Genomic DNA, 25,909 nt, shown 5'->3' on the forward strand with positions numbered 1-25,909 from the left:
AAATATAAAATTTCATATACCAATCAAGCAAAGAGCACCGCCGCTTTTACAACAAATGGCGAGGGTCACTGGTTCAAGCCCAGTATTAGCCAATATATACAACCTTCTAAATAGACTAAGGCTTCGATAAAACTCTAATTCTATTCAATATAAGCTTATTAAATTATTTATTGCATCATAGCTTTTTGATTTAACATGATAAAAAGCATCACGTCATTATCTCAGCAGTGAAGTCTTTACTTTTAAAGTCATATTGAAAAATGGGTATTAGAACTGACAAATTATTGCGTTTTTCCAGAATAAATTACTTAAAAAACTTAACTAAGTGGTATCCCTAGAAACATGCGTGTCTTTAATCAGTCGAAATAAGAATCTCACTCAGTAGAGGTATTGCTGTAGTTACTTCTCAGAGGATCAGACTTAATACTTCTTTCATTTGAAGTGGGAAATGTTAGCAATAATCTCATTTTCAGTGATACTCGGAAACTTGGCTGTTTATTCATAAAATTAGCAACGCTAGCTACTTTTATTTAGCTAGCGTTAAAAACGCGTTATAATTATCAAATATGCTCTAAATAAGCAAATTGATGCGGAATAAAATTTTAGGAGTGGGGCTTTACTGTATATCGTAATTTGTAATCGACTAGGGTTATGTTTAGCATCGATTAGTATTATATGAAGTAGTCTAAACTTGAGGTGTAAAATTTGATTAGCAGGACTCAATTAAATCAGAGAGTAATATGCGTGCTAAAAGTAGAATTTCGGTTATCTCATTGCTCACTTCAAAACAAGTATTATTTTTCGGTATTTCTTTAATATTACAATCGACTAGGGCTAAGTTTGGGACTAGCATCGATAAGTATTATATCAGGATAGCTTTTACCTGTTTTCTTACCAGCTTCAATTAGATTGAGTAAGTCTTGGTATGAACTTTTCGAGTTGCCAGAGTCAATAACGACGTAAATACCTTTATCTGTTTTTTCACTAGTCAAATATCGGGAAAGCTGCTTGGTGTACCCTTCAAGCACTTTTGAACTGGTTGATAGTTTTAGCTCAACGCATACTTTTGAGTCGTTACCTTGAGAGAATATAAAATCAACTAATCCGTTTCCAATTTGTGGCTCTGCTAACATACATACATTAAATAGTTCACTGACTCTACTTAGAGCCGCGGCGAATATGTGTTGAAAATGCTTTTCTGGTTCTTTATTTAAGCTCTTCCAAAGTGCTTTTTCTTCAACCAAATGCTTAAATGATTCAATCTCAATTAAAAGCCAACTAAATAACTCATCTTTATTCATTTTTAAAGGAAAGTATGAGTTTTTTCGACCCATAAGATGACCAAAATAATCGTCAATTAGATTTAAGTGACTCTGTATAGCAATGAAGTTTTTTACCTCGACCCTTCTTGCAATTTGCTCTTCCAGTTCGAATAAATGTTCAAACAAAAGCCAATAGCTAAAAATCTCATGGTTAGTTTCACCATAGAAATCGATGTCCAAAATTGTAATTTCTTCAACGTCACCATCTTCATTATGAACAGAAAAATGACGTAAGATACTGTCAGTTAAATATACTTTTCTTTTTTGGTCGAAGTGATATCTTAACTTCTTCACTAGGAACTCATTGAAACTAGGTATGTACCTCTCTTCTAGCTCAAAACATGACACGCCATATGGTATAGAAGAAAGGTTATAATTATGGTGTCGGTCATTACTAGTAGATCTGTCGTATTCTAAAAAAACAGTTTTCGCTTGTGATGACTGAGGGCTTAGCAAGGGGGAGGTATATTTGAAAATATGATTTCGCTCTTGAATGATCGTTGATTCAATTAGCTTTTTAAGTTGGTTTAATTCTTCATCCATACCTAAACCTTCCATCTGATTATCAAATTTAGATTGTACATAATATATGTGAGTTATTTAAATATACTTTAAGTTCAATAAGTAATCTTCTTAATTTTATTTGTATAGTGATTTGGTTATCCCGATATCATATTCTAATGGCATTATATTAAGAGAAAGGTGGAGCCTAGACCCACTTCTACTAAAGTTGAAGCTTTAGCCTAAAAGAAGTCTATCTAAGGCTTTGCTATTCTCATAGTAAAATCACCGTGAGTCATCTTTCGTAAAAACAGATTAACACTTGAGTTCATATTGGTTTGCTAGTTGATCTTAAATTTAATTCTGAAACTTAAGAAATCATGATTTCACAATAGTGCTTTTTTTCACTATTAATGACAAAAACCGACATAATAGTGGAAAAAAGCACTATTAAGTTAAGATAATAAAGTGTTATTTCTTCACCATAGTTGCGTTAATAATTGGTGCAATGTTTATTCTCATCCTACTTGGAATTACTTTTTTGTTTTTGGCTTCAGGCGAAAAGTTCATGATTTCATCTTTTGATAGGCCAAGTATCGTCATTGCGCTGTCGGCTGTTACCACATAGCTACCTACGTTAACTGATTGCTTGGATGGTGATTCTGTAGATGTAGTTAGGTTTTTCAATTGTTCACTGAAAAACCATTCATTTTCTAGACTATGAGCAAGATGGAAAAGTGGAAAGTATTTGTACTTAAATGGTAAAGCATTAAACGGGTTGTTCTGTGCATCATATAATTCTATCCACCTTTTGAAGTTACCATTTAGTAAATCATAGCCATTGCTCGTGGCTGCAAGTAATTTTTCGCAGTCTGGGTGTGATAAATTAGGCCAATAGGTGTTGTATGGCTGAGAGTACACAAAGTCTGCTAAAAGGCAGTCACAGATTTCGTCAATAAACAAACACTCTATAACATTATTCAATGGCTCTGATTTTAGAAAGCAGCCACACATTTCGTTAGTGCAAATACCCTTAAGTAACGTGATTGACCACTCTAGTTTATGGCTACATAAATGACAAAAATCAATTAACCCAACACCATGGATTGGGCATTTAAGGTTGCCTATATATCGCCATTCTTCTTTGATGTAACCAGTATGTCTTATACAAATAGGGCAAACTCTGGGGGTTTCGGTGTGATAGTTGTGAAACAAAACGGAGTGTCTGCGAGTGCTTAAACTGCCTAGACTTTGAGTTAAAGGAAAAAAATCGTTTAGGGCATTAACTTGTTTAGCGCTTAATGTATAGTTGATAGATGCTTTTAACTGAGCCTCACTAATCCAATCAAGCGGGATCTGAAACCCATTACGAGCTGTGAGCCTAAGTATGTAGCCTATAAGGCTTTCGTCATCTATTTGTTTTGGAATAACGGATAACATTAACTAAACTCACGTATATCGAGGATATCTAATACGTGTGTATCGCTGAAAACATCTTCATCAAATGGGTTATAGGCTGATGAATTGATTCCAGTGAGATATGCACTTTCAAACCTTTCAATATTTGTTTCTCCTGAGCTAAATGAGGCAATTGAAAATAGCTTTAGAAGCAGTCCAATTTTCCCTTCCGTAGCTACATGAAGTCGATTTAAAAGAGCTAAATCATTGCGTGAAAACGTCGAAAACTTAAAGGTTTCGGCAGCATAGTTACAGCAATTTAGCCAGCAATCGCAGCGGGAAGGTATTATTGTAAGGGATTGTTCAGATAAGAACCTTCTCGAAAGTTGTTCTTCGCCTCGAAGTCGTTCTTTTGATTTACCATATTTAAGCTGTAGCAGTCTGCCAGCAACAGGAGTACCGAACAATACAATCCCTACCTGTGGGTTGTTATCGATTAAGGCTGCAATTTGTTTAGCCATTCTTTGGCTGGTAATACCGTCGATATCGGTCAAGCATTCTTGCACTTCATCAATAATAATAAGTTCGACTTGGTGTGCTATGAGTAATGCTGATAGCCTATCTTGAACAACAAAGGCTTTATTAGAACTTCTGCCTAATACATTAGTAAAGCTTTTAATTATTTGAAGTAAGAGATCTGTCGCCGTTCTCGTTTCTGATAACTTCACATAGATGACAGGGTGAATTGTTAATTCAGGAGTTTTACGTACTTTAAATTGACTCTGATAATACTTTGCTAAAAAAGTTTTACCAGTGCCACTCAACCCAGTGATGAGAAGCCCATAACCTTTATCGAACTGTTGATTATGAACTTGTTCAATTAAACAAGTGCACTTTAAAAGCGATGGGTGTGAAAACATCAGACAGGCCACATTTCAGTTTGTCTATCGTCGCGTAATGAATTTTTCCGCTTACGTTTGTTTTTAGAATTTTTGTCCTCCTCTTTATCTTTGGCTCTTTGGGTGCTTTTAGGCATTTTTGTATACTGTTTATTACTCTGTTTAATTCGTTCTGCTACAGATAAGTTTTTAGAAGCATTCTTCTTAACACTCTCGACCTCTTTGCTATCACGGCGAGGTCTTGTAGTTTGTTTTATTATTTGGCTTATCTTCAAGGTACTGATATCACGACGTTTCACAGACGCTTTATTTTCATTTAACTCTTCAAAAGAAACGGGAGCTTCAAGCTGTTCGTCAATTAAATCTCTATTCTCAACTTTTTCAAAAATCTGCTTTGTTTCATAGCAATCAAAATCAGCTATAACAGTTACCCACCGAGCGTCATCAGGGTCATATTTAACAACCACACTCATATCTTGGTTAGGATTTAGTTTTTTTGCCAATCGAGCACATCTATGAAGTTCTTCAGAGTAAAAAAACTGATGATCAACTCGAACTGTTCCACGATGCTGCAACTTCGGTGTTTCCTCCTTATAGTGGCAGGCCGCTTCAACGAGAGCTTTATTAACAGGGACTAGAGGTTTTTGATTTACAGACTCATCCCACACTTGTTGGGGGGTCTTTCCGTTGAGACTCGAATGGGGTTGATTCACATATTCTACAAGGTAATCATGTAAGAGTTGAGAAAACTCCTCTACATTAATTGCCGCAGCTTTTTTTAAGTTGTCACTAGATATTGGAGAAGAGTTTTTAGAAGTTCTCTTACCTTTGAAGCCAGGCAAGCCAATTATAATTTTTCCATCAGGCCCTTCAAATTTTCCGCCTTCGAAAAATTCACTTCGTAACGTACCAATAAAGCTTTCGACAAATGGTTTTTTCCAAGGTTCATTAGATGGGGCTTTGATTAAATCACAGCCTAAGCGTTGAACTACATTTCTGAACGCTGCTGATTTATAACCTGGGCCATTATCTACAATTACTTTGTTGGCTACACCAAAAGCATTTAGGCTTTCGCTAGTTCTATAAAAAATACGCTTAAAAGAGTTCACAACACCTATGGTATCTTCAGCACAGCCTAGCTCATAGGTAACGCTTAAAGGGTATCTTGAATGGCAGTCAATCACTATATAGATATCAACACTATCTGTTGGTTGCCCATCTTCATCAATTAAGCATAAGTTTAATGACATTCTGTCCATCTCAACTCGTTCCATGACATATGAAGTTTTGATTCTTTTACTAAGTGTTCTTAAAGCTCGCTTTATTTCGGCATAGTTACCTGAGTTGAAGATGATGTTAAACTTATTTAACGAATCTACTCTTCGTTGAAAAGTTGAGGCACTCAGTAGCATAATTGCATCATTTTGATTCTGAATAGCTTCAACTGCTTTTTTATATGCATCATAGCCAGCAGAAATATTAGCTGTAGAACCTTTGACCCAAGTATCTACAAAAAATTGATTTAAAAAGTTCTCGCTAGCAGTATCTGTCCTTTTCGGTTGACGTTTCCTAGGGGAAACTGACTTTTTGAGTTTATAATCGGCATCTTTATATTCTTTCCACCAACGAGCAATGCTAGAGTTACCGTGCTTGTGTATGCCGATATGAAACTTGTCATGTACATTTGATTTAAGTAGTTTCATTGTCTTGGGAGACGTTGGACTGTGGCCTGCATCTACCAATGCTTGAAGCTCAATTAAGTAAGGCTCTCTTTTCTTAACTTCCTTTTTTTGGTCTTCCGTTAATGCGTCGATGTCATGTTTTAAGTTAAATTCTGGCCTGAAATACCCGCTTTCAACTTGCTGTTCAAATTCATCTCTTGGTATCGGCAAGCTTACACGTGAGGTTCTTTGTCCTAAAGGTTTGAGTATTGCTTCGTCACTGTCGAAGAAAATAAGATTAAACGCTTCTCTATTTTCATCGAAATAAGTATCTCCAACGATTGGGTTATGAATCATCCTAGCCTCCTCATTAATAATGTGTTGGGGCCAAGATTAAAACGAGCATCAAAGTCAAAGAATTGGTGTGCAATGAGCGCCCAAACATGTGCCCTTGTGCTGTTGGGATGTTTAGAAATGTGAGACTCAAGCCTTTTTAATGTTAGCTTCTTAGGCAGGCTATCCAGAAGAGGAATAATAAATCCAACATCAATCTGCTTATAAGGTTTTAAAAGTTCGTAATTAGAAATAATCTTTGAGTCTAGATCTAGTTCGCTTACCAACATTAATTCATTACGGTTATGCTGATAAATCACTTCTTTTCTTAAATCATGGCGGCTGAAAAAGTCATCATCAATGAAAGATGTATGCTTTACTTCAACGTAATCAGAATATCCGGATTTATATTCGACTAAAAAGTCAGGTGTATAACGCTTACCATATACGTTGAAATATTCCGGCTGAGTTGCATAGGATTTAACTGCTTCATCGAACTAAAGCGTAAGTGCATAGTTCATTTCTAAGAACGATTCGCACCACATATGGCAGTTATTTAAATGACTGTAAAAGTTGATCGTAAATTTGGATCGATGCTTAGTTGTTTTTGTTTTGCCTTTCATTTTTCACCTCAACATCCACATCAATTTTTATGGCTAAAAATAATTCTTAGCTATAATTAAAGATTGTGCTTTGAAAAACTGCAAATATTAGAATGGCCCTGAAAGCCTTTGTTTACTTGCTCTTTAGAGTATTTTAGGTTTGTAAATATAGTTAAGTAAAGGCTTCGAAGTTTACTTGAAGGGTTGTTTGTTTTTTGCGCTATTTGGGTTTTAAAAATCTTTATAATCAAGATGGTACATTTGAGTTATGTTTTAAGTTACTATGTTTTTGGCTGAAAAATTCCTTAGTTTTGCCCATTAATTACTAATTTGGCTGAAAGTCACCGCCGACATTTAAATTTAATGAGGTTATTTCCAAAGAAAAGTGGAATTTTTTTTTAAAAATATACGGCTACGTCAAATGACGTAGATTGAAAATGGAAATAAAAAAAACATCTAGAAAATTCTTAATAAATCGCGATATTACAGAGCAATTTAAGAAAGTATGCGATGAATTGGGACTCAAGAAAGATATCTGGGCATGTTTCTTTATTGAGTTTGAAATCGATTATATAAAATCAGAGAGAGGGTTGCCTACAAATACACCTGCCGCCTTAAAGTACCTTGAAAAGCAGAGGCAAAAACTCGCTAAAGCTGAAGAGTCTATAAGAATGACAAATGAGTTTGTTGAAAAAATGGATGCTATTTGTCATTTTCATAATTTTACAAGGCCGATGTTTGTAGAGTTTGCATTACGCAATGCGTGCAACCGAATTAATTTAGATGAAAAGTTTGGTACACAGCGTTCTGACCTAAAACCTCTATATATCTTAGAGAACTCATTTAAGAAGCGCCTCACTCAACAAGAAAGGATGGACAATCTGACAGATAATTTGATCATGGGTCGCCTAAGGTAGATAAATCAAGTCTAGGCATGGTGTCGGTTAACTATTTCTATTTTTATAAGGTGTTGATATTGTTGGTTTTTTACTTTTTATAGAATGGTGGCTTTTCGTAGCTTTGAAACCACTATATGTTTTGATAGGCTCAATAGTATAAAAGACACCATGAAATTAGAGCATTACAACAATTTAGAAGTTCAATAGCATTTTTTTGTTCATGGTTGAACTGGTTTATTAATTAAAAGGAAGTCACTTTTTGTTGAAGTTTAAAATTCTTAAAGCCGAGCACGGTGATTGCATAATCATAACTGTTAATTACAATGGAAATAATAAGAATATTCTCATTGATGGTGGCACTAGTGGAACTTTCAGAAGGGGAAGAGTAAAAGGGCCGTTGCTAAAGGAGTTGGAAAAGATTTCTTATGTTGGTGAAAAAATTGATTTATTAATATTAACACACATAGATGATGATCACATTGCAGGGTTGCTCCAAGGTTTCAAGAAAAATGGTTCTTTAACTAACCTTACTCAGGCCGTCTGGTTCAACTCATCACAAGTAATCTCTCAGCATTTAGATCTAAAAGAAGATAGTTCGAAAAGAGTTTTCTTAGAAAAAGTACGGTCAAAAAATATCTCTGGACATACAAGTGTTCGGCAAGCTATAACTTTGGAAGAGCATTTAGAACGGCTAGAAATTTGGGATAAGGGTCTTATAAAAAGTGGGGATGTTTTCGTGATGTTTGGTGTGAAGATCACCATACTTTCCCCTAATGAATCAAACCTAAAAAGGCTATATTGTAAATGGCAAAAGGAAAAAGCTAAAACTTTAACAGGAGGACTAAAAGGAGATTATCAAACTCCTTTGCAAGAAATGCTGAATGAAGATGAGGAGTTCATTGAAGACACATCTGTTCATAATGGCAGCTCAATTGCTTTTCTTCTTGAGTCGAACTATGGAAATTTAATCTTTTTAGGTGATGCGTATAGCTCAGTCGTAGAAGAGCAGCTAGAAAATTTAGGGTATTCTGAAAGCAACCCAATTAATGTGGACTATATAAAGCTGTCTCATCATGGTAGTAAGTTCAATACAGGTCCTAAATTCTTATCAATGGTATCTTGCGATAACTTTATCATTTCATCAAATACTAGAAGGTTCAATCTCCCGAATAAAAGAACCTTTGCAAGAATTTTGAAGCATAGACCTGAGTCCAATTTTTATTTCAATTATGAAGATATCATTAAGAAAAAAGTATTTTCAAATGAAGATTTAAAAATACTAGAAGATTTGGGGGCGTCTTGTATTCCATGTTTGGAGCAATTCGAACTGAAATGAGTGAAGAAGAGATAATCCAACGACATACTGTAAAAGTAAATCATGGTAGTGGCGTGGTTATGCAACCATCTTCCGGCAACTTTAGTTATGTATTCACAGCGAAGCATTGCATTCAAGAGAGTGAAGGTAATGATAAACCTGTTCTCACTGCTGATAAAATAACTGTAAGAAAGCTAGTAGCTCAAGGTGAAGTTGCTAGTGATGAGGTCTTAGTTTTAGAACGTTATTATTGTAATGATAAAGATGTTGCTATTTTAAAGGTTTCAACCCAATCAGTTGGGATGATAAATGTCTGTAAAAATGAGCTTGAACTGGGTGAAGAACTTTATCTATGGGGGTTCCCTGGTTATGCAGAAGAACAAGAAAAAACGTTAGCAGACGAAATTAAATCATTAGCTTTAAAAGTTCATCGCAGAGAGCAACTCTTCTACGAGTTTAGGAATGAGTCATTTGGAGAGCTTCAAGAAATTGAAGGATACTCAGGTGGAGGGATATTCCGTATTCGAGAAAGTGAAATATACCTTGCAGCGATAGAGAATCGAATGGCAGATGGAGAAGCTCATCATCAACATATTGCTGGTTTGCCTATTAAACTTTTCATGAATTTATTATGTGAAAATGACTTGCCATCAATATCAGCACCTCATATGCACAATATTGCAGCTGTTAAAGGTAAGATTTTTAATTTTAACAGTATTGACCCTACAAACCTGATAAAGGCAAAAGCTAAATTAGGCCAAATCGCACAATCATATATTAGTAAAGGTATTACTAGACCAGAAGAAATAATCAATGAGTTAAAAGGCTCACTTCAAATTCCACGTCGAGGAAAAGATGAGTTGGAAAGTGAGCATTTATGGGTTGCATTATTAGAATTGATTACTTTGAAGCACTTAGTTGATAAATCAGAAGAAAGAAAGCTTGGTATTTTGGAACTGAATAACCTTTTCGAATCAGTAAGATTAATATTTATTAATTCGAAAGAAAGTTGGAGGAGATTCACGCACTATATACTTTATACTGATCTTTCCCAATTAAAAAAAGATGGTATTGCTTTACTGGTATTAATAGGGGCTGAAGATCTTCCTGATGAACCAGTTTTGGATACGAGGTGCTTCTCACATTTTCAACATAATATTTCCTCAGCTATTGAGGAGCATCCATATTTAATTGATGTAGTGGAGAAATCCCCTATTTTAACTGGTGAAGTAAAAGTTGTTCACCTTGCTAAGTTGCACCGTAAATGTTTTCTAGATAACGAATTTGAACTTAGAGATCTAGACTCAAATGCTGCTATAGCTTTTTTAAGTGATAAGTATTCAAATTACATTCCAAAATCGGAGTTGAAAAATGCTTAATCTTTTTAGAATTGTCAATAAGGAACTTAGCTCAATAGAGAAGGAGTTTGATAATTCTGTTGTTAAATATCTAGAAGTTGGTCAAACAGGTAATAAATTAAAAGCGATATATTGTCACTTTGAAGGCTATGATAATTTAGCACAAAATTGGCTTCAATGGGTGAGTTTTGTTGTTACTAGTAACTTAGTAGCCGACAGTTCAAACTTTGAGAAAAGGAATTTATACATTCTATTTTCTTGTTCAGAACCTATTACAAAAGCAACTAGATTTAAAATTGAAAACGATAAATTTGCAGCAAGGAAGATAGTTTTTAATACACCAACAGAACTTTTAAATGAACAAGACTTAGAAACTTATTTAAATAATAAAATTCTCTTATCCCATGTAGAACTGACAGAGCTTGAGACGAGTGATGACAGTATTAAGCTTTCAAAAGTTGGTGAAGAATTAATTAAAAATTATGACGATACTTCAATTGATGAACCTATTGGAGATGAGTTTTACGAGTTTTGGCTCAAGGAAAATTTACACATGGAGCAAAAATGAAAATAAAAAATGTTTCAATTCAAGCTTTTAAGTCTTATTTATTATCAGGTGATGGTTTCTTTGATTTTGAAATAGAAAAAGGTCTAGATAAAAAAGAGATAGCTGATTTTATTTCATTATATGCACCTAATGGGTTTGGTAAAACGAGTTTTTATGACGCTGTTGATTATGCAGTAACAAATAATGTATCAAGATATGTTAGAGGTAGCAGAGCTAAAAATAATGCTTATCAAAACCTTGAAACAGGTAGTAGGTACGTTTTAAGAAATAAAGATGCAGACGATTATGAGTCAGAGTTTGATACATCTCTACCTACAAGGCTAAGTGTAGTTACTACAAAAAAAACCTATGATAATGAAGTAAAAAAACCAAAGGGCAATCAAAAAGCTGATTATTTATCAAATAGGCAAAAACCTACAAACGATCCAACCCCAAAAACTAACTTTATGCAAAGAGTTCTACTTTCACAAGAGGCAATTGATGCATTTCTGAGAGAAAGTAACCCTCAAGAGCGATTTGAAGAGTTTATAAATAATTCAGACGGCAAGTTATCAAGTTATTTTTCTCAGCGTGAAATTATTAGGAAGCAATGTAACTACATTGATAAAGCTATTTCTAAAATAAAAGATAAGATAAGTATTAAAACGAAAGAGGTGGATGAATTAGATGGCTTTAATTCTCCTTTCACTGAAGTTAATGAAATAATAGAGGACTTGAACTCTTTAGACCTATATCAAATAAAAAAGTTCTCCAACCCTTTTAGTCAAAATGACTACGAGGCTTTAACAAATGATATTTTAGTTTTACAAGAAAAGTTAAAAGAACATATAAACTCAAGTATTAATTATAAGTTAAAGTTATCAGATGAGTTTTTGAGTAATAGGGATGTTATTAGCGAATATTTAGAAGAACTTAATATACTGACTAATCGTTTTAATAATGCCAAAATATTATTCAATAAAGTAGAAGAAAAGGAAGTTTTAAATCAGAGGATTAGGGAGAATCATGGGTTAATTTCTGTTGCAAATAATGATCTGGATATAAAGAGAAAAGCATTAGGGCAAATACAACCATACTTGAAAGTAAAAAGAGAAATAATTGACGTTAAATCATTCATAGATAAGCTGAATAAAAGCTTAGAGGTAAAAAAGAAAGAATCAAGTTCAGTCAATAAAACTCTTTCAGAGTGCAACTTTAGCTACAGTAAATTAAATGAGCAGCTTTCGGATTTAATTACTAGTAAGAATGAATCTGAGAAATACTTTGCCGATATAGAGTTGCTTGAACAAAACATATCTATAGATAGATCGGAAACGAGGGAAGTGATTGAAAGGATTAATACTAACAAGTTGGTTCTTAAGGAGTTGGAGCTTAATATCAATGATGTAGAAGGTTTTGATATCAACAAAAGTATTTACATTAAATTTGAGTGGGCTGAAAAGTGTAAGGCTGTATCAGTGATGTTGAATCACCTTTATCAAAGGTATAAAAAACTTAATGAAGATATTAAATTAAAGGAGAATGAATTAACAAATTTTAAGAAGGAAATAGAAAAGACGGAAATTCAATCAAGCCTAATTGCAAAGTTGGTAAATCAAGCTTCTGAAATTATAAATAAATCTAAGCAAACGGATTGTCCCGTCTGTAATCATCAATATTCAAGTTTTGAGCACCTCCAAAACTCTTTACTCTCAAACGATGAATTAAATCAGCATCAAAAGTCATTGAGAGTATTCTATGACAAGTCCTTCTTTGAAGTAACACAATTAAGAGAACAACTTTTAAATTGCGAGAATCAATATCGCAATCAAAAAGATCAATTGTTGAATGAAATAAAAGAAAAAGCTTCAAACTTTACTGGTTTAGTCGAATCAGATAATGCTTTACTTACAAATAAAGAAAGCAGTATAAAGTCTTGGAATGAGCAGCTAAGTGGTCTGAAGTTAAAAACTGAATTTAGTAGCAAGCAAGAATTCAATAAGACATTGGACTTTAAGATAAAAAACTGTAACCAGTTAATATCAGAAATAGATGAACAAAAGAAAGAGCTTTTAGAAAAGCTACATTTACTAAATATTGAGTTATCAGATTTAAATAAAAAGTTATCTAACGAATATCAAAAATTGAATGTCATTGAGGAAGATAAAACTCAATTTGAAGATTTATCAAATATTTTTGAAGAGTTTGGGGTAAACACAGATTTAAATGCTGGTGAGTTGAAAATATTAATTCAGAAAGAAATCAATATAAAAGAAGAGTTACTTGAGAGTATCATTGACCTTAATAAGACATTGAAGGCTAATTTCGATTTATTAGATTTAGACTACCCTGATACATTATCTTCAGTTGAATCCTCTATTAAATTGTATAGAGAAAAATTAGAGTCAAAGCGACATGATTTTTCGAAATATCTAGTTGTATTCAAAACTTTTTCTATTGATCCACCTAAGGATTTACATAGTTTGGAAAAAGCAACTCATGACTTAATGCATAAAAAAGAAGCGCTTAAGAATGAGGGAAGCCTTTACAATTCACATCTGAGTAACTGTCGTATATTGTTCAGCATGGCTGAACAAGCATTGAAATTTAGCAAGGTAGAGTCATTAAAAGCAGATCTTTATAATTTAGAGAAGGATTTAGGGAAACACAAAAATCTTTCAGCGCCTTTAGAGAAGGATTTAGAAAGTATAAATAAATATATACAAAAAAAAGCCAATGAATTTTTTAATACAAAATTAATTAATCAGCTATACCAGTCTATAGAACCTCACCCTGATTTTAGAGAGATACACTTTGAGTGCAAACTTATTGATAAATCTAGAGGAGAACTAAACATTTTTGCTTTTGATCCAGAAAAGAATAAAAAGTCTGCACCTAATCTAACGTTCAGCTCGGCTCAAATTAATGTACTAAGCTTAAGCATCTTTTTGGCAAGAGCATTAACAACAAAAGATGATAATGGGGAGAATGTTGATTGTATTTTTATTGACGACCCAATTCAATCAATGGACTCTATTAATGTTTTGAGTTTAATAGATTTATTGAGAAATTTAGTAGTCAACTTTGGTAAGCAAATCATTATTTCGACTCATGATGAGAATTTTTATGAGCTTCTAAAAAGAAAAATTCCTACGGGCTTATTCAAATCGAAATATTTACGTTTGGAGAGCTTCGGGAAAGTGATTGAAGAGCCACTTTTAAGAAGCTATCAAAAAAGTACCATTTAGATTCTCTACTAAGTTTCTCAATTTAAAAGTCGTTAGCGGAAATGTTGTTATTAATAAAGGAATAGCTGTATATGCGTAACAATTGGGATGATTTTAAAACTTGGGTTGGAAGTCATATCAACTTAGGGAAAAAATATTATTTCAGGGGACAAAGTAATCATACTTGGAAACTGGCAACTACTTATCACCGAAATATTGTTGGGAAAAATATAACAATGCATCACTATTTGACCAGTATTATGAAAGATGTAAATTACCAAATTTCAAGTTTCAATAAGCCTATTAATTTATCAGATAGTCAAGAATTTGGTCATTTATTGGCAAAGCTTCAACATCATGGATTCCCAACTCCTTTATTAGACTGGACTCTTTCACCATATGTTGCTGCTTTCTTTGCGTTTAAAGGAGTGCCAGTTTCTTCAGAGCCTGATCACAAAGTATCGATCTATATTCTAGATATTGATCTTTGGGTAAAGATGTTCCCCAGCCAAAATGACTTATTGGGAAAAACAGAATTCTTAAGTGATTTCGTTCCTTTTGTTACGGATAACCCAAGAATGTCTAGACAAATGGGTGTAACTACATCGACTAATGTTGCTGATCTGGAAAGTTTTATCTTAACTAATGCTAGAGCAGCAAATCGCGAATTACTTTGGAAGTTTGATATGCCAGCTAATGAACGGGGTAGAGTTATGAAGGAATTAAATCTTATGGGAATTAATGATATGACAATGTTTCCAGACTTTGATGGTCTATGCTCATACCTTAAAGAGGTTCATTTTAATAATATACAGAAACAGTTACCTATACCACCACCTGTAACCCCTCCGCCTGTATAGAATACAAATGTTTACTGATACTTCACTGAATAAGAATCTCATATCGAATGATAGATACCATGCGTAAGAAAGTGCTGTCGGTAATGGACGTTACCGTGTGAGATATGTCTTACAATAGTGTGAGTATTGTCAGTTTATGTTGCTAAAAATACGATATATAATTAATAAGTAATTGATTTTATTTAAAATAGCATTTGTTTCATAAATGTTGCAATAAAATAATTCTTATTTGCTGCTATTAGTATTTTAGGATTCTATTAGAATTTAACACATCAAGACGATACAGACTCAACGATTGAGCTGATGCCAAGGAAATGGATTACGGCAAATAAGCATGAAGCTAGGCAAGAAGCCAAATGGACAAGCTTACATGGATGACAAGGAAGAACGAGGACACTGCCAGGATGCAGTACATTAGCGGAGCTAATGATAAGGATGACACAAAGGATTATATTACAGGAAGTAATAGGAGCGCTTGGAAGCGTAGGATAGGCCAAGATGGCAAGTGGATAACACTAGGATGTGTTGGATATTGCATTGATGCAGTGTGAGGGTGTATTTAGGATGTATACCCGTTCAGGGGATGATTAAAAAGGTAGCTTCGGCGTAGGTATGGATGCCTTATTATGGATGAAGTCAGATTGGGGCGTAACTACATGTTACGCCTTAGTTTTTTCAGTAGATAAAACAGTTCAAGTTAGTTCGGCCCTAAAGCGGTTCTCATATTTTGTGCGGTGGCACAACAACACTCTTCAGCATTTCATTTTCCATAAATAAAACACCTTGGTACACGCTTTGTCCATCGCTTGAAAATTCAAACATGAATTCACTTTTTATCCCTGGCTTGCCACTCTTTAAAATACCAAACCGACGCTTGGTGCATGCGACACTCATCAGTTGTACTTGCAGTTGTTCACTTTGACGCTTGGCATGCGCATTAGCAGCTTCTGCCACTTTTCGGTTTAGCCAAAACAGGTAAATTACACTGCCTATAAGGATGAATGTCCACAAACTTGCCATTTTAAGAGAATAACCTTCCAATTGCGCGAGCGAGAGTTTCGCTGCGGTTTTCTTTTCGTAATAGACCTAATAGATGAGGTCGAATTGTTGGAATTGCAACTAGATCAGCAAAAATACTTGGGAACAGTGTATCAATTTCTTTATGATGCGCACAGTTATCCATAAATATATGTAGTCTTTGCGGGTCTTCTAATAAAGAATAACAACGCCCTGCAACGGTTAATAGCACATCTGAATCTGTGGCTAGTTTGCTTGCTAACACGTAATCAACGATTTGTCCTGTCAGCCCTTGTGCTTGAGAGTTCGACATGGCGCGCAGTGCGCATACTAGGGCTAAAGAATCATGTTCGTTAATTGCGTTTTTGGCGTGTTGAGAAAGCTGTTCAGTCAGGCCTACGGGAATATTAACATGTTCAAGCATAGCACTGAGAGGTTGTACTACTTCGACAGGGAGTTGACCCCACGCATCTATCAAATTAATTAAGTTACTATCATTTTCTAAGCGCAACGCATAATCAGCAATACCTTGTAGAGCCACACTTTGCCAGTTATCAAAGCCGAGCTTTGCACTAAAATACAGTTGCGCATATTCATAGTATTGCGACGCAGGCTGCTTTAGTAATGTCTTTAGAAGAGAGTTGAATGCCGCAAGTTTATTAGCATTAGGCGTAAAAACATAGGGGTTATTATCAAGTTTACCATCAGCTTGTTCACCAGTAAGGTCATTGCCAAGTGCTTCTATAACCATGTTTGCAAAATGGTCGCGACTTGCACAGACTAGTTTACTTTGCTCATCAACAGGAAACTTCAAAAACCATACGTAAGGTTCTTTACTGGCGGAGCTATCCCAAAATTGAATAGCGATCCATGCGTGTCCTGCAAGCGGATATGGATAGGGGATCTGGGCTCGCTCAATTGCATCGAATTGTTTTTTATCAATTTTTGTTATGCGTCTGCCAATATCAAAAGCACGCCATTGTGTGCCAGCTCCATCAAGAAGCTGCCCTAAAGTCGCTATTTGCTCAGTCATTATCTTCTCTAAATTTTATACTGCAATATGCTAATAATTATACGCCATAGCCGCTTATGAGGGAACAGGGTATAATCTGTCGGTTTATACCCAAGCCACCTCAAGATGCGAGTTTCAGTTGGGATTAAAAGCGCTTTAGGCAAGGCATTGATTACAAATAATGGTTGTTCCCTTGTTAAAATCAATAACGCAGTATAAATCGCTTTTAAACCAACCCGTTGGGCGTTTCACAGGCACTTACTCTCATCGTTGTTACTTCTTAAAAGGGACCGCCATTCTTGCAAAGTAACGCCTTGATATTAAGCCCCTGTGAAACGCTGAATTCTGCATCTTGAGGTGGCTTGGGTATATATAAAGGGGGTATAATGGTACACGTAATTCAGGGTTATCTGGCGCAACTTGAAGATTTATTAAAGCAGTATCAACTTTGGCAAAATGAGCCTATTGATAATTACGCATTAAATTCTACAGTCCCCTTTTGCCACGATACCATGGCCTTTGAGCAATGGTTGCAATTTGTATTCATAAAGAAAATGTCATTGCTAATTGAGCAACAGCAGCCTTTACCGAGTAATATGTCAATTGCGCCAATGGCAGAGATAATGCTGCCAAAATCTACGGGCGGTGACGAAATAATTGAATTATTGAAAGAAATTGATAACCTTTTTGGAACAGAAAATGATTGAACGACCAGAGCCAGCAGCGTTTGGTGAACTTGAAGTTTTATACCAAGATGAAGACTATATTGCGATAAATAAACCTTCAGGGTTGCTTGTGCATCGTTCTTTTTTAGACAAACATGAAACGCAATTTGCTATGCAAATGTTGCGCGATCAAATAGGACAACATGTCTTTCCTGTTCATCGGTTAGACAGGCCTACCTCTGGTGTTCTGTTATTTGCGTTGAGCTCAGAAGCTGCTCGCGACATAAATCAATTGTTTATTGATAATCAAATATCAAAACGTTACTTAGCTTTAGTTCGTGGTTTTGCACCTGATTCAGTTTTTTTAGATAAGCCATTGAAAGAAGAATTGGATAAGATTGCTGATAAGTTTGCTGATCAAGATAAGGCACCGCAAGAGGCACAGACGCAGTTTAACTGTTTGCACCAAGCTGCGTTACCAATTCCAATAGGTAAGTACCCAACAGTACGCTATTCGTTAGTTGAATGTTTTCCTAAAACGGGGCGAAAACATCAGATCCGTCGACATTTAAAGCACTTATCTTTACCTATTATTGGTGATGTTAACCACGGGGATAATCAACATAACCAGTTTTTTCGGGAGCATTTTACACTGCGCCGGTTAATGTTATTTGCAACTGAGCTTCACTTTGTGCACCCTTATACAAAGCAAGCTGTAAAAATAAAAGCGCCACTGGGTGGAGCGATGCTGAGCATTTGCAATCAACTTGGCTGGCCCAATCAAGAAAAGGATTATTAATGGCAACGATTAGCATATTTGTCGGCAGTGTTTACGGTGGCGCTGAACGTTTGAGTGATGAGATTATCGAAGTGATTGAGCAATCAAACCATCAAGCAAGACTTATCACTTCACCCACAGTAGAAGACGTTAAAGTAGCAAGTCATATTTTAGTGATCACCTCGACTACCGGTAAAGGTGAGATACCAGATAACTTACTCTCGCTTTATAGCGAGCTAAATAGCCAATTCCCCATGCTTGCTGGTACACCTTACGGTATTGTTGCTATGGGTGATAGAAGCTATGGTGATACGTTTTGCGCTGCTGGTCGAAGCTTTGATGAGTTATTTCGTGATTTACAAGCAAAGCCAGTAGGTCATCGCTTAGAAATAGATGCCAGTGAGGACTTTGAACCTTGGCCCGTAACAGAGCCTTGGTTAAAGCAGTGGTTGACAAAATTACCTAAGTAAATAAAAAAAGAGCGTATTAGCGCTCTTTATTATTATGTTACATTAAATACTAAGTACTTTTTACATCCACTTTAAGTTTTAGTTTTTGCCCTGGTTGCAAGTACTTTTGACCTGCCAAATTATTCCACTTAATAATATCGCTCACCGATAAATCAAACTTAGAGGCAATACGCGCAAGCGAATCACCGCGACGTACTTTATAAGTAATTGTTCGGTTGGTGCTGATTAAAGCTGTTTGCTTATTACTACTCGTTTTATAAACTGTGAGTTTTTGACCTAACCGTAATACACTGCTTTTATTAAGCTTATTCCATTTAGCCAGCTCAGCAATGGTGACATCATACTCGCGACTAATATCCCACAATGTATCGCCACTTTTGACTTTATGAAACACTTTTTGTTCTGTCGTTTTATTAACCGCGAGGCGCATTTTATGTGGTAGGTGTTGGCTTTTAATAGCGCCGTCACTGAGCGGCACTAAAAGTTGCTGACCAACTCGAATAGTGGTTGTGTTTAATTTGTTTAGGGATTTTATGGCACTCACGCTGGTTGAAAACTTATCGGCAATCACTGATAAGCTATCCCCATTGGCCACCTTATATTGTTGCCAACGAAGGCGCTCTTTAATGTCTGTTTTGGCAAGCTGCTGTTGGAAGTTTTCAACTTTATCTGATGGTATTAATAAAAAATGAGGCCCTTCAGGGTCTGTTGCCCAGCGGTTAAAACCTGGGTTTAAACGATAAAGTTCAGTTAAACTAATTTGTGCCATTTCTGCCGCTAAGGCTAAGTCAATTTGAGAGCCGATATCGACAGTTTCTACCACTTGTGCATTAATAATTGGGTTCCACTTTAAACCGAACTCTTCTTGACGTTTAAGTAAGTCAGAAAGGGCTAATAGCTTAGGCACATACGCCGTGGTTTCTTTGGGTAAATCAAGTGACCAAAAATCGGTAGGTAAATGCTTTTTGCGGTTTTTTCTAATCGCCCGAAGTAAACGTCCTTCACCAGAGTTATATGCTGCAATTGCATTAAGCCAATCGCCTTCTAGTGTCTTATGCAAATAAGACAAGTAATCAAGTGCTGCACGAGTTGACTGGACAATATCTCGGCGACCGTCATACCACCAGTTTTGTTTAAGATCAAAGCGTTCACCTGTTTGCGGCATAAATTGCCAAATACCCGAGGCACTGCGGTGTGAATAACCAAATGGATCAAATGCACTTTCTACAATAGGTAGAAGCGCTATTTCAATTGGCATTTCGCGTTTTTCAACTTCTTCTACAATAAAATGTAAATATGGCTCAGCACGTTTGGAAATTCTATCGAGATAAGATTGATGGCGAGCATAATAATTACGCTCGGTAACAACCGGGCGGTTTTGCGGTACTTCGATTGATAATTGATAGCGAATTCTTTCCCACACATCATCAAAAATAGGGGAAGCATCATCAAGTTCATTCACTTGAACGTATTGCGCATTTAGCATTAATGCATCATTGATTTCGCTTGGGCTTGCGCCATCAAATAGCTCAACAGACTGATTAGCATTGATGCTATCTGTTTTGTTATTAGAATGTGTTGAAGTTAATGTTTGACAACCACTTAGCACTAAAGCTAAGCCTAAAACGAGTGGGGATTTTTTCATAAATACCAATACATCAGGTAAAAAACTCGGCGAATACTACCCGTTATGAGCCAACATTGCCACTTTATGACCACCTAAAAACTGCAATAGTGATGTTTATAACCCGATAATAAACTAATTATTATCGGGTTATAATTTTAGAAGTGGTCTTTCCAGGCTCTAAGACCTGCAAAGTTTTGCCAAGGTTCATTATTTTGTAATGTGTTTTCTGATTTATACTGATATTCAATAGGGATATTTTGACTAATACCTGAGATATCACTGCGCATAAAAGGGTTTATTTTACGCTCTAAAGCGATGCTGCTAGGTAAGGTAATTTCATCATTCTTGCGTTTTGTATCTACCCACTGTGCATACTCAATTAAGTCAGCATTAGTAGGCTCAACTGTTAGAGCAAATGCTAAATTTGCTTGTGTGTATTCATGGGTACAATATATTTTACACGTCTCTGGCAGCTGTTTTAATTTATCAAAAGAGTGCTGCATTTGCTCTGCGCTACCTTCAAATAAACGCCCGCAGCCCCCGCTAAATAAGGTGTCACCGGTAAATGCTAAGGCAGAGTTTAAATAACAAATGTGATCTAGCGTATGACCTGGGGTATGGATGACAGCAAACTCAGTATCAAACACTGTGATAGTGTCGCCTTCATTTAGTGTATTTGTTATCTCTTTAAACGGACTGTTGCTTGGGCCATATACTTTGATGCCTTCAAATGCTTTACACAAGGCAGCCACGCCATCGGTATGATCATAATGATGGTGAGTTATTAATATACCAGCGAGTGTTAAGCCATGTTGACTCAAATGAGTCATGACAGGGACAGCTTGACCTGGGTCTACGACCCAAGCGAGTTGGTTTTCATCGTGTGTAATACACCAAATGTAGTTATCTGAAAAGGCTTTGATTGCTTTGACTTGCACCATTTAACATTGCTCTATAAAGTGATCATATTGAACAGTATAACGAGCTTAGCAGATGAAACCAGCCCTTAGTTTTCAAGAAGGACCCAAGCCATTGTCGTGGTATGAATTTCCTCATGGCGACTACTTGCGTTCTGATATTGAGCGTAAAATGGCAAAATGGCTACCACGTATGTTTGGCTATCACATGTTAAAGCTGGGTAACCTAAGCGGAGAGCTTAATACTAGCGCCAGTACCATTAAACACCAAGTATGCGTGGCTGAGTCTGGTCCTCATACGGGGGTTGTTGCTGATATTGATGAGCTACCATTTTATGAACACAGTGTTGATGCATGTATATTAAGTCATTGCTTAGAATACCATTCAGACCCTCATCATATTCTTCGTGAAGTACATAGAACCTTGTTACCGGGTGGTTATATGGTGATCACCGGCTTTAATCCGTTTAGCCTATGTGGACTGGCACAGTTACTGCCATTTAGTCGACAAAAGTTGCCTTGGACTGGCCGGTTTTTTACACCAGCACGGGTGAAAGATTGGTTGCATTTACTTGGTTTTGAATTAGTAAGTGACGAACGCTTTATTTTCTCATCACTGGCTCGAGGTACGCGTCTTTCCCGTTTTGCTCCATGGCGACGCTTTACAAAGCAATACTTAAAGCCTATGGGCAGTGTCTATATGCTCGTGGCAAGAAAACGGGTAGCACCGCTAACTCCAATAAAACCCAAATGGCACGCTAGGCCACAGTTTTCACCTGTAAAAGGCGCTGGTCTTAGGCAAACCTCAAAGCAGCACCGTAAGCGGGATTGTTAACAATGATCGTGTCGGGTGGGGTAGTTGACCTGCTCGAATATTCATTTGTATTGCTGGGTGCAATAATTGTGGTGAGCTAAGGGTGGCATCTCGTTTTTCTCTTGTTTCTATGTATGAATGCTCTGACTGTTGTAAATGAACATTTGTTAAACGTTGCTCTTGCACAGTGGTTTTATTTGCCAGCTCGCGGCCATAAGGTTGATAGTCGTGACACATCCACATAATAGTATTATCTGGCAGGGCTAATACTTTTTGTAAGGACGCGTAAAGTTCTTTTGCGCTACCGCCAGGGAAGTCACAGCGTGCAGTACCACTATCAGGCATAAAGAAGGTATCCCCAACAAAAAGATTTCCTTCAATTAAATAGCTTACGCTATCAGGCGTATGCCCGGGGGTAGATACCACATCAAAATGAGTATTGCCTAACTTGAAGCACTCCCCATCATTAAACAATCTATCAAATGGTGAACCATCACATGGCATATCAAGGTGATACAATCGACTAAAATAAGCCTGTACTTGCGTTATGCCTTTACCGGTACCTAGTTTACACGGATGCTCAGTTTTAAGCTGTTGTTTAATATAACTTGCGGCAGTTATATGATCTGCATGGGCATGTGTTTCTAAAATCCACTCAAGAGTGAGTTTATGAGTTTTAACATAGTCAATGATTTGGTTTGCTGTGGTAAAAGTAAGTGTTGCACTGGGCGCGTCAAAGTCTGCGGGTGGGTCAATGAGCATTGCGCTGTGAGTGTCTAAACAGCTCACTAAATAGGTAAATGTTGCGCTTTGTTTATGAAAGAAAGACTTTACAGCAATGGGCATTTTACAACTCCGATATATTATATAGCTAAATCTTATAACATATAACAGAATTGTAAAATGGTTTGCGACAAATTGAACACTATGCAGTGGTTATTCTGGCTGATAGCCTTCATCTACGAGTAGGTTTTTACTGCCCGCAGCGTCACGTGCGAGATCATCGACTATTTCATTGTATTTGTTACCACTATGACCCTTAACCCACTTCCACGTTATTGTGTGTCTATTACAGGCTTCATCAAGGCGTTTCCATAGGTCGACATTTTTCACCGGTTTTTTCGCTGAGGTTTTCCAACCACGCTTTTTCCAGTTTGCAACCCAAGACTCAATACCTTGCTTTACATATTGGCTATCGGTCGTAAGATTTATCTCGCAAGGACGGGTCAAACTTTCAAGCGCTACAATGGCCGCCAGCATTTCCATGCGATTGTTTGTGGTGAGTGTATAGCCTTGGCTCATTTCTTTTTCATGACCGTTATAAAGCATGAAAATACCATACCCGCCGGGACCTGGATTACCTAAACAGGAGCCATCAGTATAAATCTCTACGGTTTTTTGCACTGTTTTACCTTGATATTATGTACAATAAAGTGATTATAGAAAGATACCAGAATCAGGCTAAGTTCGATATGCAGCGTAGACAAATAGTTTTAGATACAGAAACCACCGGCATCGACCCTAAACAAGGGCACCGAATTATTGAAATCGGGTGCGTGGAATTAATAAACCGCCGTTTAACTGGCAATAATTTTCATGTCTATATCAATCCGCAACGAAGCATTGAAGAAGAAGCAATTGATGTTCACGGTATTACCAATGAGTTTTTACGTGATAAACCTTTATATCATCAAATAGCGCAAGAGTTTTTTGATTATATTAAAGGGGCTGAGCTTGTTATTCATAACGCCCCGTTTGACGTCGGTCACATGGACAACGAGTTTGCACTGCTTAACCAAGGTTACCCAAATACCCACGATTACTGTCAAGTTCTCGACACCCTTAAAATGGCGCGTGACTTGCATCCTGGTCAGAAGAATAACCTTGATGCATTGTGCCGTCGTTATGACGTTGATAACACTAAGCGAACGTTACACGGCGCTCTACTGGATTCTGAAATATTAGCAGACGTTTACTTAGCCATGACCGGTGGCCAAGTTAAGCTCAACTTAAATCAGAATAAAAACCAAGGTAATGAGCAACAACAAAAAGCGATACGTCGACTAAGCTTAGAGCGGGCACCATTAAAAGTACTTTTAGCTAATGATGAAGAACAGACAGCTCATCAAGCACGACTAGATATCGTTCAAGACGCTGGCGGTCAATGCTTATGGCGCGCTGAATAAGGGCCACAATGAAACATTATTTATTTATATTGCTGGTGGTATTTATTGTACCGCTTACACTGAGCGCGCAAAGTGATGACAAAATTACATTGCTCAAGCGTGATGGCCAACAGAACGAAGTGCCTTTATTAAATAATCGCTTTCGGATTGACTATAAAGTGGAAGAAATAAATCTTTTATTCTTTCGCAAGCCCGGTACACCAGCTGTGGTGCTAGTGCAACCTGATGGCAGTAAGCTTTATGCAACGTCTGCAATAAAAGAACCGAATGTAGATTGGTTTGATGAAATAAGCTATGACTTAATAACCATTCGTGAACCAACGCCTGGGCCTTGGCAGGTTGTAGGCAGTATTTTGCCTGATAGCCGCATTGTGGTGATTGGTGATATTGACTTAAAAGTTGAACCATTACCGCCTCTTCTTTTTAGAGGGGAGACAGTTAAAGTGACTGGTCAAATTTTAAATGATGGTGAGCCAATTGGCGTTGGAATGTTCCGTGATGTAGTAAGCCTTCACGTTGATTTTATCAGTACTAACAACAGTGATTATGCTAATTTTGGTGCAGGTACGCACAGTGTTGCACAATTTAGAGATAATGGACGTGGTTTTGACGAACGCCCTAAAGATGGCATATTTACCGGTGAATTCAAACTGGCGTTTCCGGCGGGTCAGTGGCAACCAGAGCTTTATATCGAAACACCGTTACTAAAGCGCACCGTTGTTCAAGATATTTTAGAAGTTAAAGAGCCTCCTTTTAGTTTCGACATCGCTTTAGCAGAAGATGATACCCTTGAGCATGTTTTAACAGTTTCCTTAGACCCAGAAGTGGTAAAACCCGAAACAGTGCTCATACAGGGTAAAATTTATTACCCAAACAATGAAGAGCAAATGTTTAATATTGAAGGTACGAGTTCGCTTACTAGAGAGCTTATTATTAAAAACTATGATTGGGGTCGCTATAGTGTCGAGCTATCTGTTTTTGGTACAAACATTAATGGTAGAGAGTTTATGGCAACTTTACCAACCTATCGCTTTGAAATTGAAAGGCCCATTGAAATTGTTCCTGAACTACCTGAGCCTGTGCTAACCGAAGCCGAAATAAAAGAGATCGCGCGAGTTAAAAAAGAAGCTGAGTCGATGTCTACAGTTTTGTTCGTCAGCCTTATTATTGGTGGTAATCTATTGGTTTTACTTATTGGCTGGCTAGCTATTCGGTTTTTTGTGCAGAAAAAATCAATTATACCAAAAATAAGCATTCCCTTTTTGAAGAAAAAAGCAGCACCCGATGATGACGCAGCAAATGATGAAAAAAATGAAGTTGACAAAAACGGCTCAAAAAATGACAAATCAGGTGAAATTTTAAACCTTTCGATGTCAGATGACTAAAAAACCTGTAAAAAAACAAAAAAGCCCTTGACGAAGTAGGGGCTGATTCGTATTATTCACGCCGCTGCAAAGGGAGACCTAAGCAGCAAACGAAAATGCGGAGTGGTAGTTCAGTT

General features: G+C 36.6%; 22 protein-coding genes. 12 read left to right on the forward strand and 10 right to left on the reverse strand.

Annotated features, from left to right (window positions below):
- Positions 1–818: 818 nt before the first annotated feature.
- The 4 genes from CSC79_RS19025 to CSC79_RS19040 all read right to left on the reverse strand — a co-directional run bounded on the left by CSC79_RS19025 (position 819) and on the right by CSC79_RS19040 (position 6,138).
- A complete protein-coding gene (locus tag CSC79_RS19025) occupies positions 819–1,616 on the reverse strand; it encodes a hypothetical protein (RefSeq protein WP_237114070.1) in 798 nt (265 codons plus the stop codon).
- 678 nt (positions 1,617–2,294) lie between these two features.
- Positions 2,295–3,263: a TniQ family protein gene (locus CSC79_RS19030; RefSeq protein ID WP_099297588.1), complete on the reverse strand. Its 969-nt coding sequence runs from the start codon at positions 3,261–3,263 to the stop codon at positions 2,295–2,297.
- Positions 3,263–4,141, reverse strand: a complete 879-nt coding sequence (locus tag CSC79_RS19035) for an AAA family ATPase (RefSeq protein WP_099297590.1) — start codon at positions 4,139–4,141, stop codon at positions 3,263–3,265. The genes CSC79_RS19030 and CSC79_RS19035 overlap by 1 nt, the downstream gene beginning before the upstream one ends.
- Positions 4,141–6,138, reverse strand: a complete 1,998-nt coding sequence (locus tag CSC79_RS19040; protein WP_099297592.1) for a Mu transposase C-terminal domain-containing protein — start codon at positions 6,136–6,138, stop codon at positions 4,141–4,143. Before CSC79_RS19040 ends, CSC79_RS19035 begins: the two co-directional genes overlap by 1 nt.
- A gap of 1,015 nt (positions 6,139–7,153) precedes the next feature.
- On the opposite strand from CSC79_RS19040, the gene CSC79_RS19050 reads away from it, so the two are divergent.
- The 6 genes from CSC79_RS19050 to CSC79_RS19075 all read left to right on the forward strand — a co-directional run bounded on the left by CSC79_RS19050 (position 7,154) and on the right by CSC79_RS19075 (position 14,922).
- A complete protein-coding gene (locus tag CSC79_RS19050; RefSeq protein ID WP_099297596.1) occupies positions 7,154–7,633 on the forward strand; it encodes a hypothetical protein in 480 nt (159 codons plus the stop codon).
- Between the two features lie 241 nt (positions 7,634–7,874).
- Positions 7,875–8,951 (forward strand): MBL fold metallo-hydrolase, encoded by a 1,077-nt coding sequence (locus tag CSC79_RS19055; protein ID WP_099297598.1) that lies wholly within the window; start codon positions 7,875–7,877, stop codon positions 8,949–8,951.
- Positions 8,948–10,309, forward strand: coding sequence for an ABC-three component system protein (locus CSC79_RS19060; RefSeq protein ID WP_180270460.1), 1,362 nt, complete (start codon positions 8,948–8,950; stop codon positions 10,307–10,309). Before CSC79_RS19055 ends, CSC79_RS19060 begins: the two co-directional genes overlap by 4 nt.
- The gene (locus CSC79_RS19065; RefSeq protein WP_099297602.1) at positions 10,302–10,856 is read left to right on the forward strand and encodes an ABC-three component system middle component 1; all 555 of its coding nucleotides are present in this window, start codon (positions 10,302–10,304) and stop codon (positions 10,854–10,856) included. The genes CSC79_RS19060 and CSC79_RS19065 overlap by 8 nt, the downstream gene beginning before the upstream one ends.
- Positions 10,853–14,083, forward strand: coding sequence for an AAA family ATPase (locus tag CSC79_RS19070; RefSeq protein WP_099297604.1), 3,231 nt, complete (start codon positions 10,853–10,855; stop codon positions 14,081–14,083). Before CSC79_RS19065 ends, CSC79_RS19070 begins: the two co-directional genes overlap by 4 nt.
- Before the next feature lie 71 nt (positions 14,084–14,154).
- Positions 14,155–14,922, forward strand: a complete 768-nt coding sequence (locus CSC79_RS19075; protein WP_099297606.1) for an FRG domain-containing protein — start codon at positions 14,155–14,157, stop codon at positions 14,920–14,922.
- A gap of 720 nt (positions 14,923–15,642) precedes the next feature.
- On the opposite strand, the gene CSC79_RS19085 is transcribed toward CSC79_RS19075, so the two are convergent.
- Together CSC79_RS19085 and CSC79_RS19090 are read right to left on the reverse strand one after the other, a co-directional pair.
- Positions 15,643–15,942 carry a DUF3301 domain-containing protein gene (locus CSC79_RS19085; RefSeq protein WP_099297610.1) on the reverse strand — a complete coding sequence of 100 codons (300 nt, stop codon included), beginning with the start codon at positions 15,940–15,942 and terminating at the stop codon, positions 15,643–15,645.
- A gap of 1 nt (position 15,943) precedes the next feature.
- Complete coding sequence (locus CSC79_RS19090; RefSeq protein ID WP_099297612.1) at positions 15,944–16,972, reverse strand: DUF3549 family protein; 1,029 nt, start codon at positions 16,970–16,972, stop codon at positions 15,944–15,946.
- Positions 16,973–17,337: 365 nt separating this feature from the next.
- Here CSC79_RS19090 and CSC79_RS19095 point away from each other — a divergent pair, with 365 nt between their 5' ends.
- The 3 genes from CSC79_RS19095 to CSC79_RS19105 are packed head-to-tail and all read left to right on the forward strand — an operon-like array spanning position 17,338 to position 18,864.
- The gene (locus CSC79_RS19095; protein ID WP_099297614.1) at positions 17,338–17,658 is read left to right on the forward strand and encodes a YqcC family protein; all 321 of its coding nucleotides are present in this window, start codon (positions 17,338–17,340) and stop codon (positions 17,656–17,658) included.
- The gene (truC, locus tag CSC79_RS19100; RefSeq protein ID WP_099297616.1) at positions 17,651–18,415 is read left to right on the forward strand and encodes a tRNA pseudouridine(65) synthase TruC; all 765 of its coding nucleotides are present in this window, start codon (positions 17,651–17,653) and stop codon (positions 18,413–18,415) included. Before CSC79_RS19095 ends, truC begins: the two co-directional genes overlap by 8 nt.
- On the forward strand, positions 18,415–18,864 hold the full coding sequence (locus CSC79_RS19105) for a flavodoxin (protein WP_099297618.1): 450 nt from the start codon (positions 18,415–18,417) through the stop codon (positions 18,862–18,864). Before truC ends, CSC79_RS19105 begins: the two co-directional genes overlap by 1 nt.
- Before the next feature lie 49 nt (positions 18,865–18,913).
- On the opposite strand, the gene CSC79_RS19110 is transcribed toward CSC79_RS19105, so the two are convergent.
- A complete protein-coding gene (locus tag CSC79_RS19110; protein ID WP_099297620.1) occupies positions 18,914–20,509 on the reverse strand; it encodes a LysM peptidoglycan-binding domain-containing protein in 1,596 nt (531 codons plus the stop codon).
- A 137-nt stretch (positions 20,510–20,646) separates the two neighbouring features.
- Positions 20,647–21,432 carry a hydroxyacylglutathione hydrolase gene (gene gloB / locus CSC79_RS19115; RefSeq protein ID WP_099297622.1) on the reverse strand — a complete coding sequence of 262 codons (786 nt, stop codon included), beginning with the start codon at positions 21,430–21,432 and terminating at the stop codon, positions 20,647–20,649.
- 52 nt (positions 21,433–21,484) lie between these two features.
- Here gloB and CSC79_RS19120 point away from each other — a divergent pair, with 52 nt between their 5' ends.
- A complete protein-coding gene (locus tag CSC79_RS19120; RefSeq protein WP_099297624.1) occupies positions 21,485–22,243 on the forward strand; it encodes a class I SAM-dependent methyltransferase in 759 nt (252 codons plus the stop codon).
- On the opposite strand, the gene CSC79_RS19125 is transcribed toward CSC79_RS19120, so the two are convergent.
- Together CSC79_RS19125 and rnhA are read right to left on the reverse strand one after the other, a co-directional pair.
- Positions 22,214–23,068 carry an MBL fold metallo-hydrolase gene (locus CSC79_RS19125; RefSeq protein WP_099297626.1) on the reverse strand — a complete coding sequence of 285 codons (855 nt, stop codon included), beginning with the start codon at positions 23,066–23,068 and terminating at the stop codon, positions 22,214–22,216. The genes CSC79_RS19120 and CSC79_RS19125 overlap by 30 nt on opposite strands.
- A gap of 90 nt (positions 23,069–23,158) precedes the next feature.
- Positions 23,159–23,626 carry a ribonuclease HI gene (gene rnhA, locus CSC79_RS19130; RefSeq protein WP_099297627.1) on the reverse strand — a complete coding sequence of 156 codons (468 nt, stop codon included), beginning with the start codon at positions 23,624–23,626 and terminating at the stop codon, positions 23,159–23,161.
- 68 nt (positions 23,627–23,694) lie between these two features.
- Between rnhA and dnaQ the strand changes: the two genes are divergently transcribed.
- Positions 23,695–24,408 carry a DNA polymerase III subunit epsilon gene (gene dnaQ, locus CSC79_RS19135; RefSeq protein WP_099297628.1) on the forward strand — a complete coding sequence of 238 codons (714 nt, stop codon included), beginning with the start codon at positions 23,695–23,697 and terminating at the stop codon, positions 24,406–24,408.
- Between the two features lie 8 nt (positions 24,409–24,416).
- A complete protein-coding gene (locus CSC79_RS19140; protein WP_099297630.1) occupies positions 24,417–25,793 on the forward strand; it encodes a TIGR03503 family protein in 1,377 nt (458 codons plus the stop codon).
- Positions 25,794–25,909: the final 116 nt, after the last annotated feature.

This window comes from Pseudoalteromonas sp. 3D05 (genome assembly GCF_002723455.1).
GTDB lineage: Bacteria > Pseudomonadota > Gammaproteobacteria > Enterobacterales > Alteromonadaceae > Pseudoalteromonas.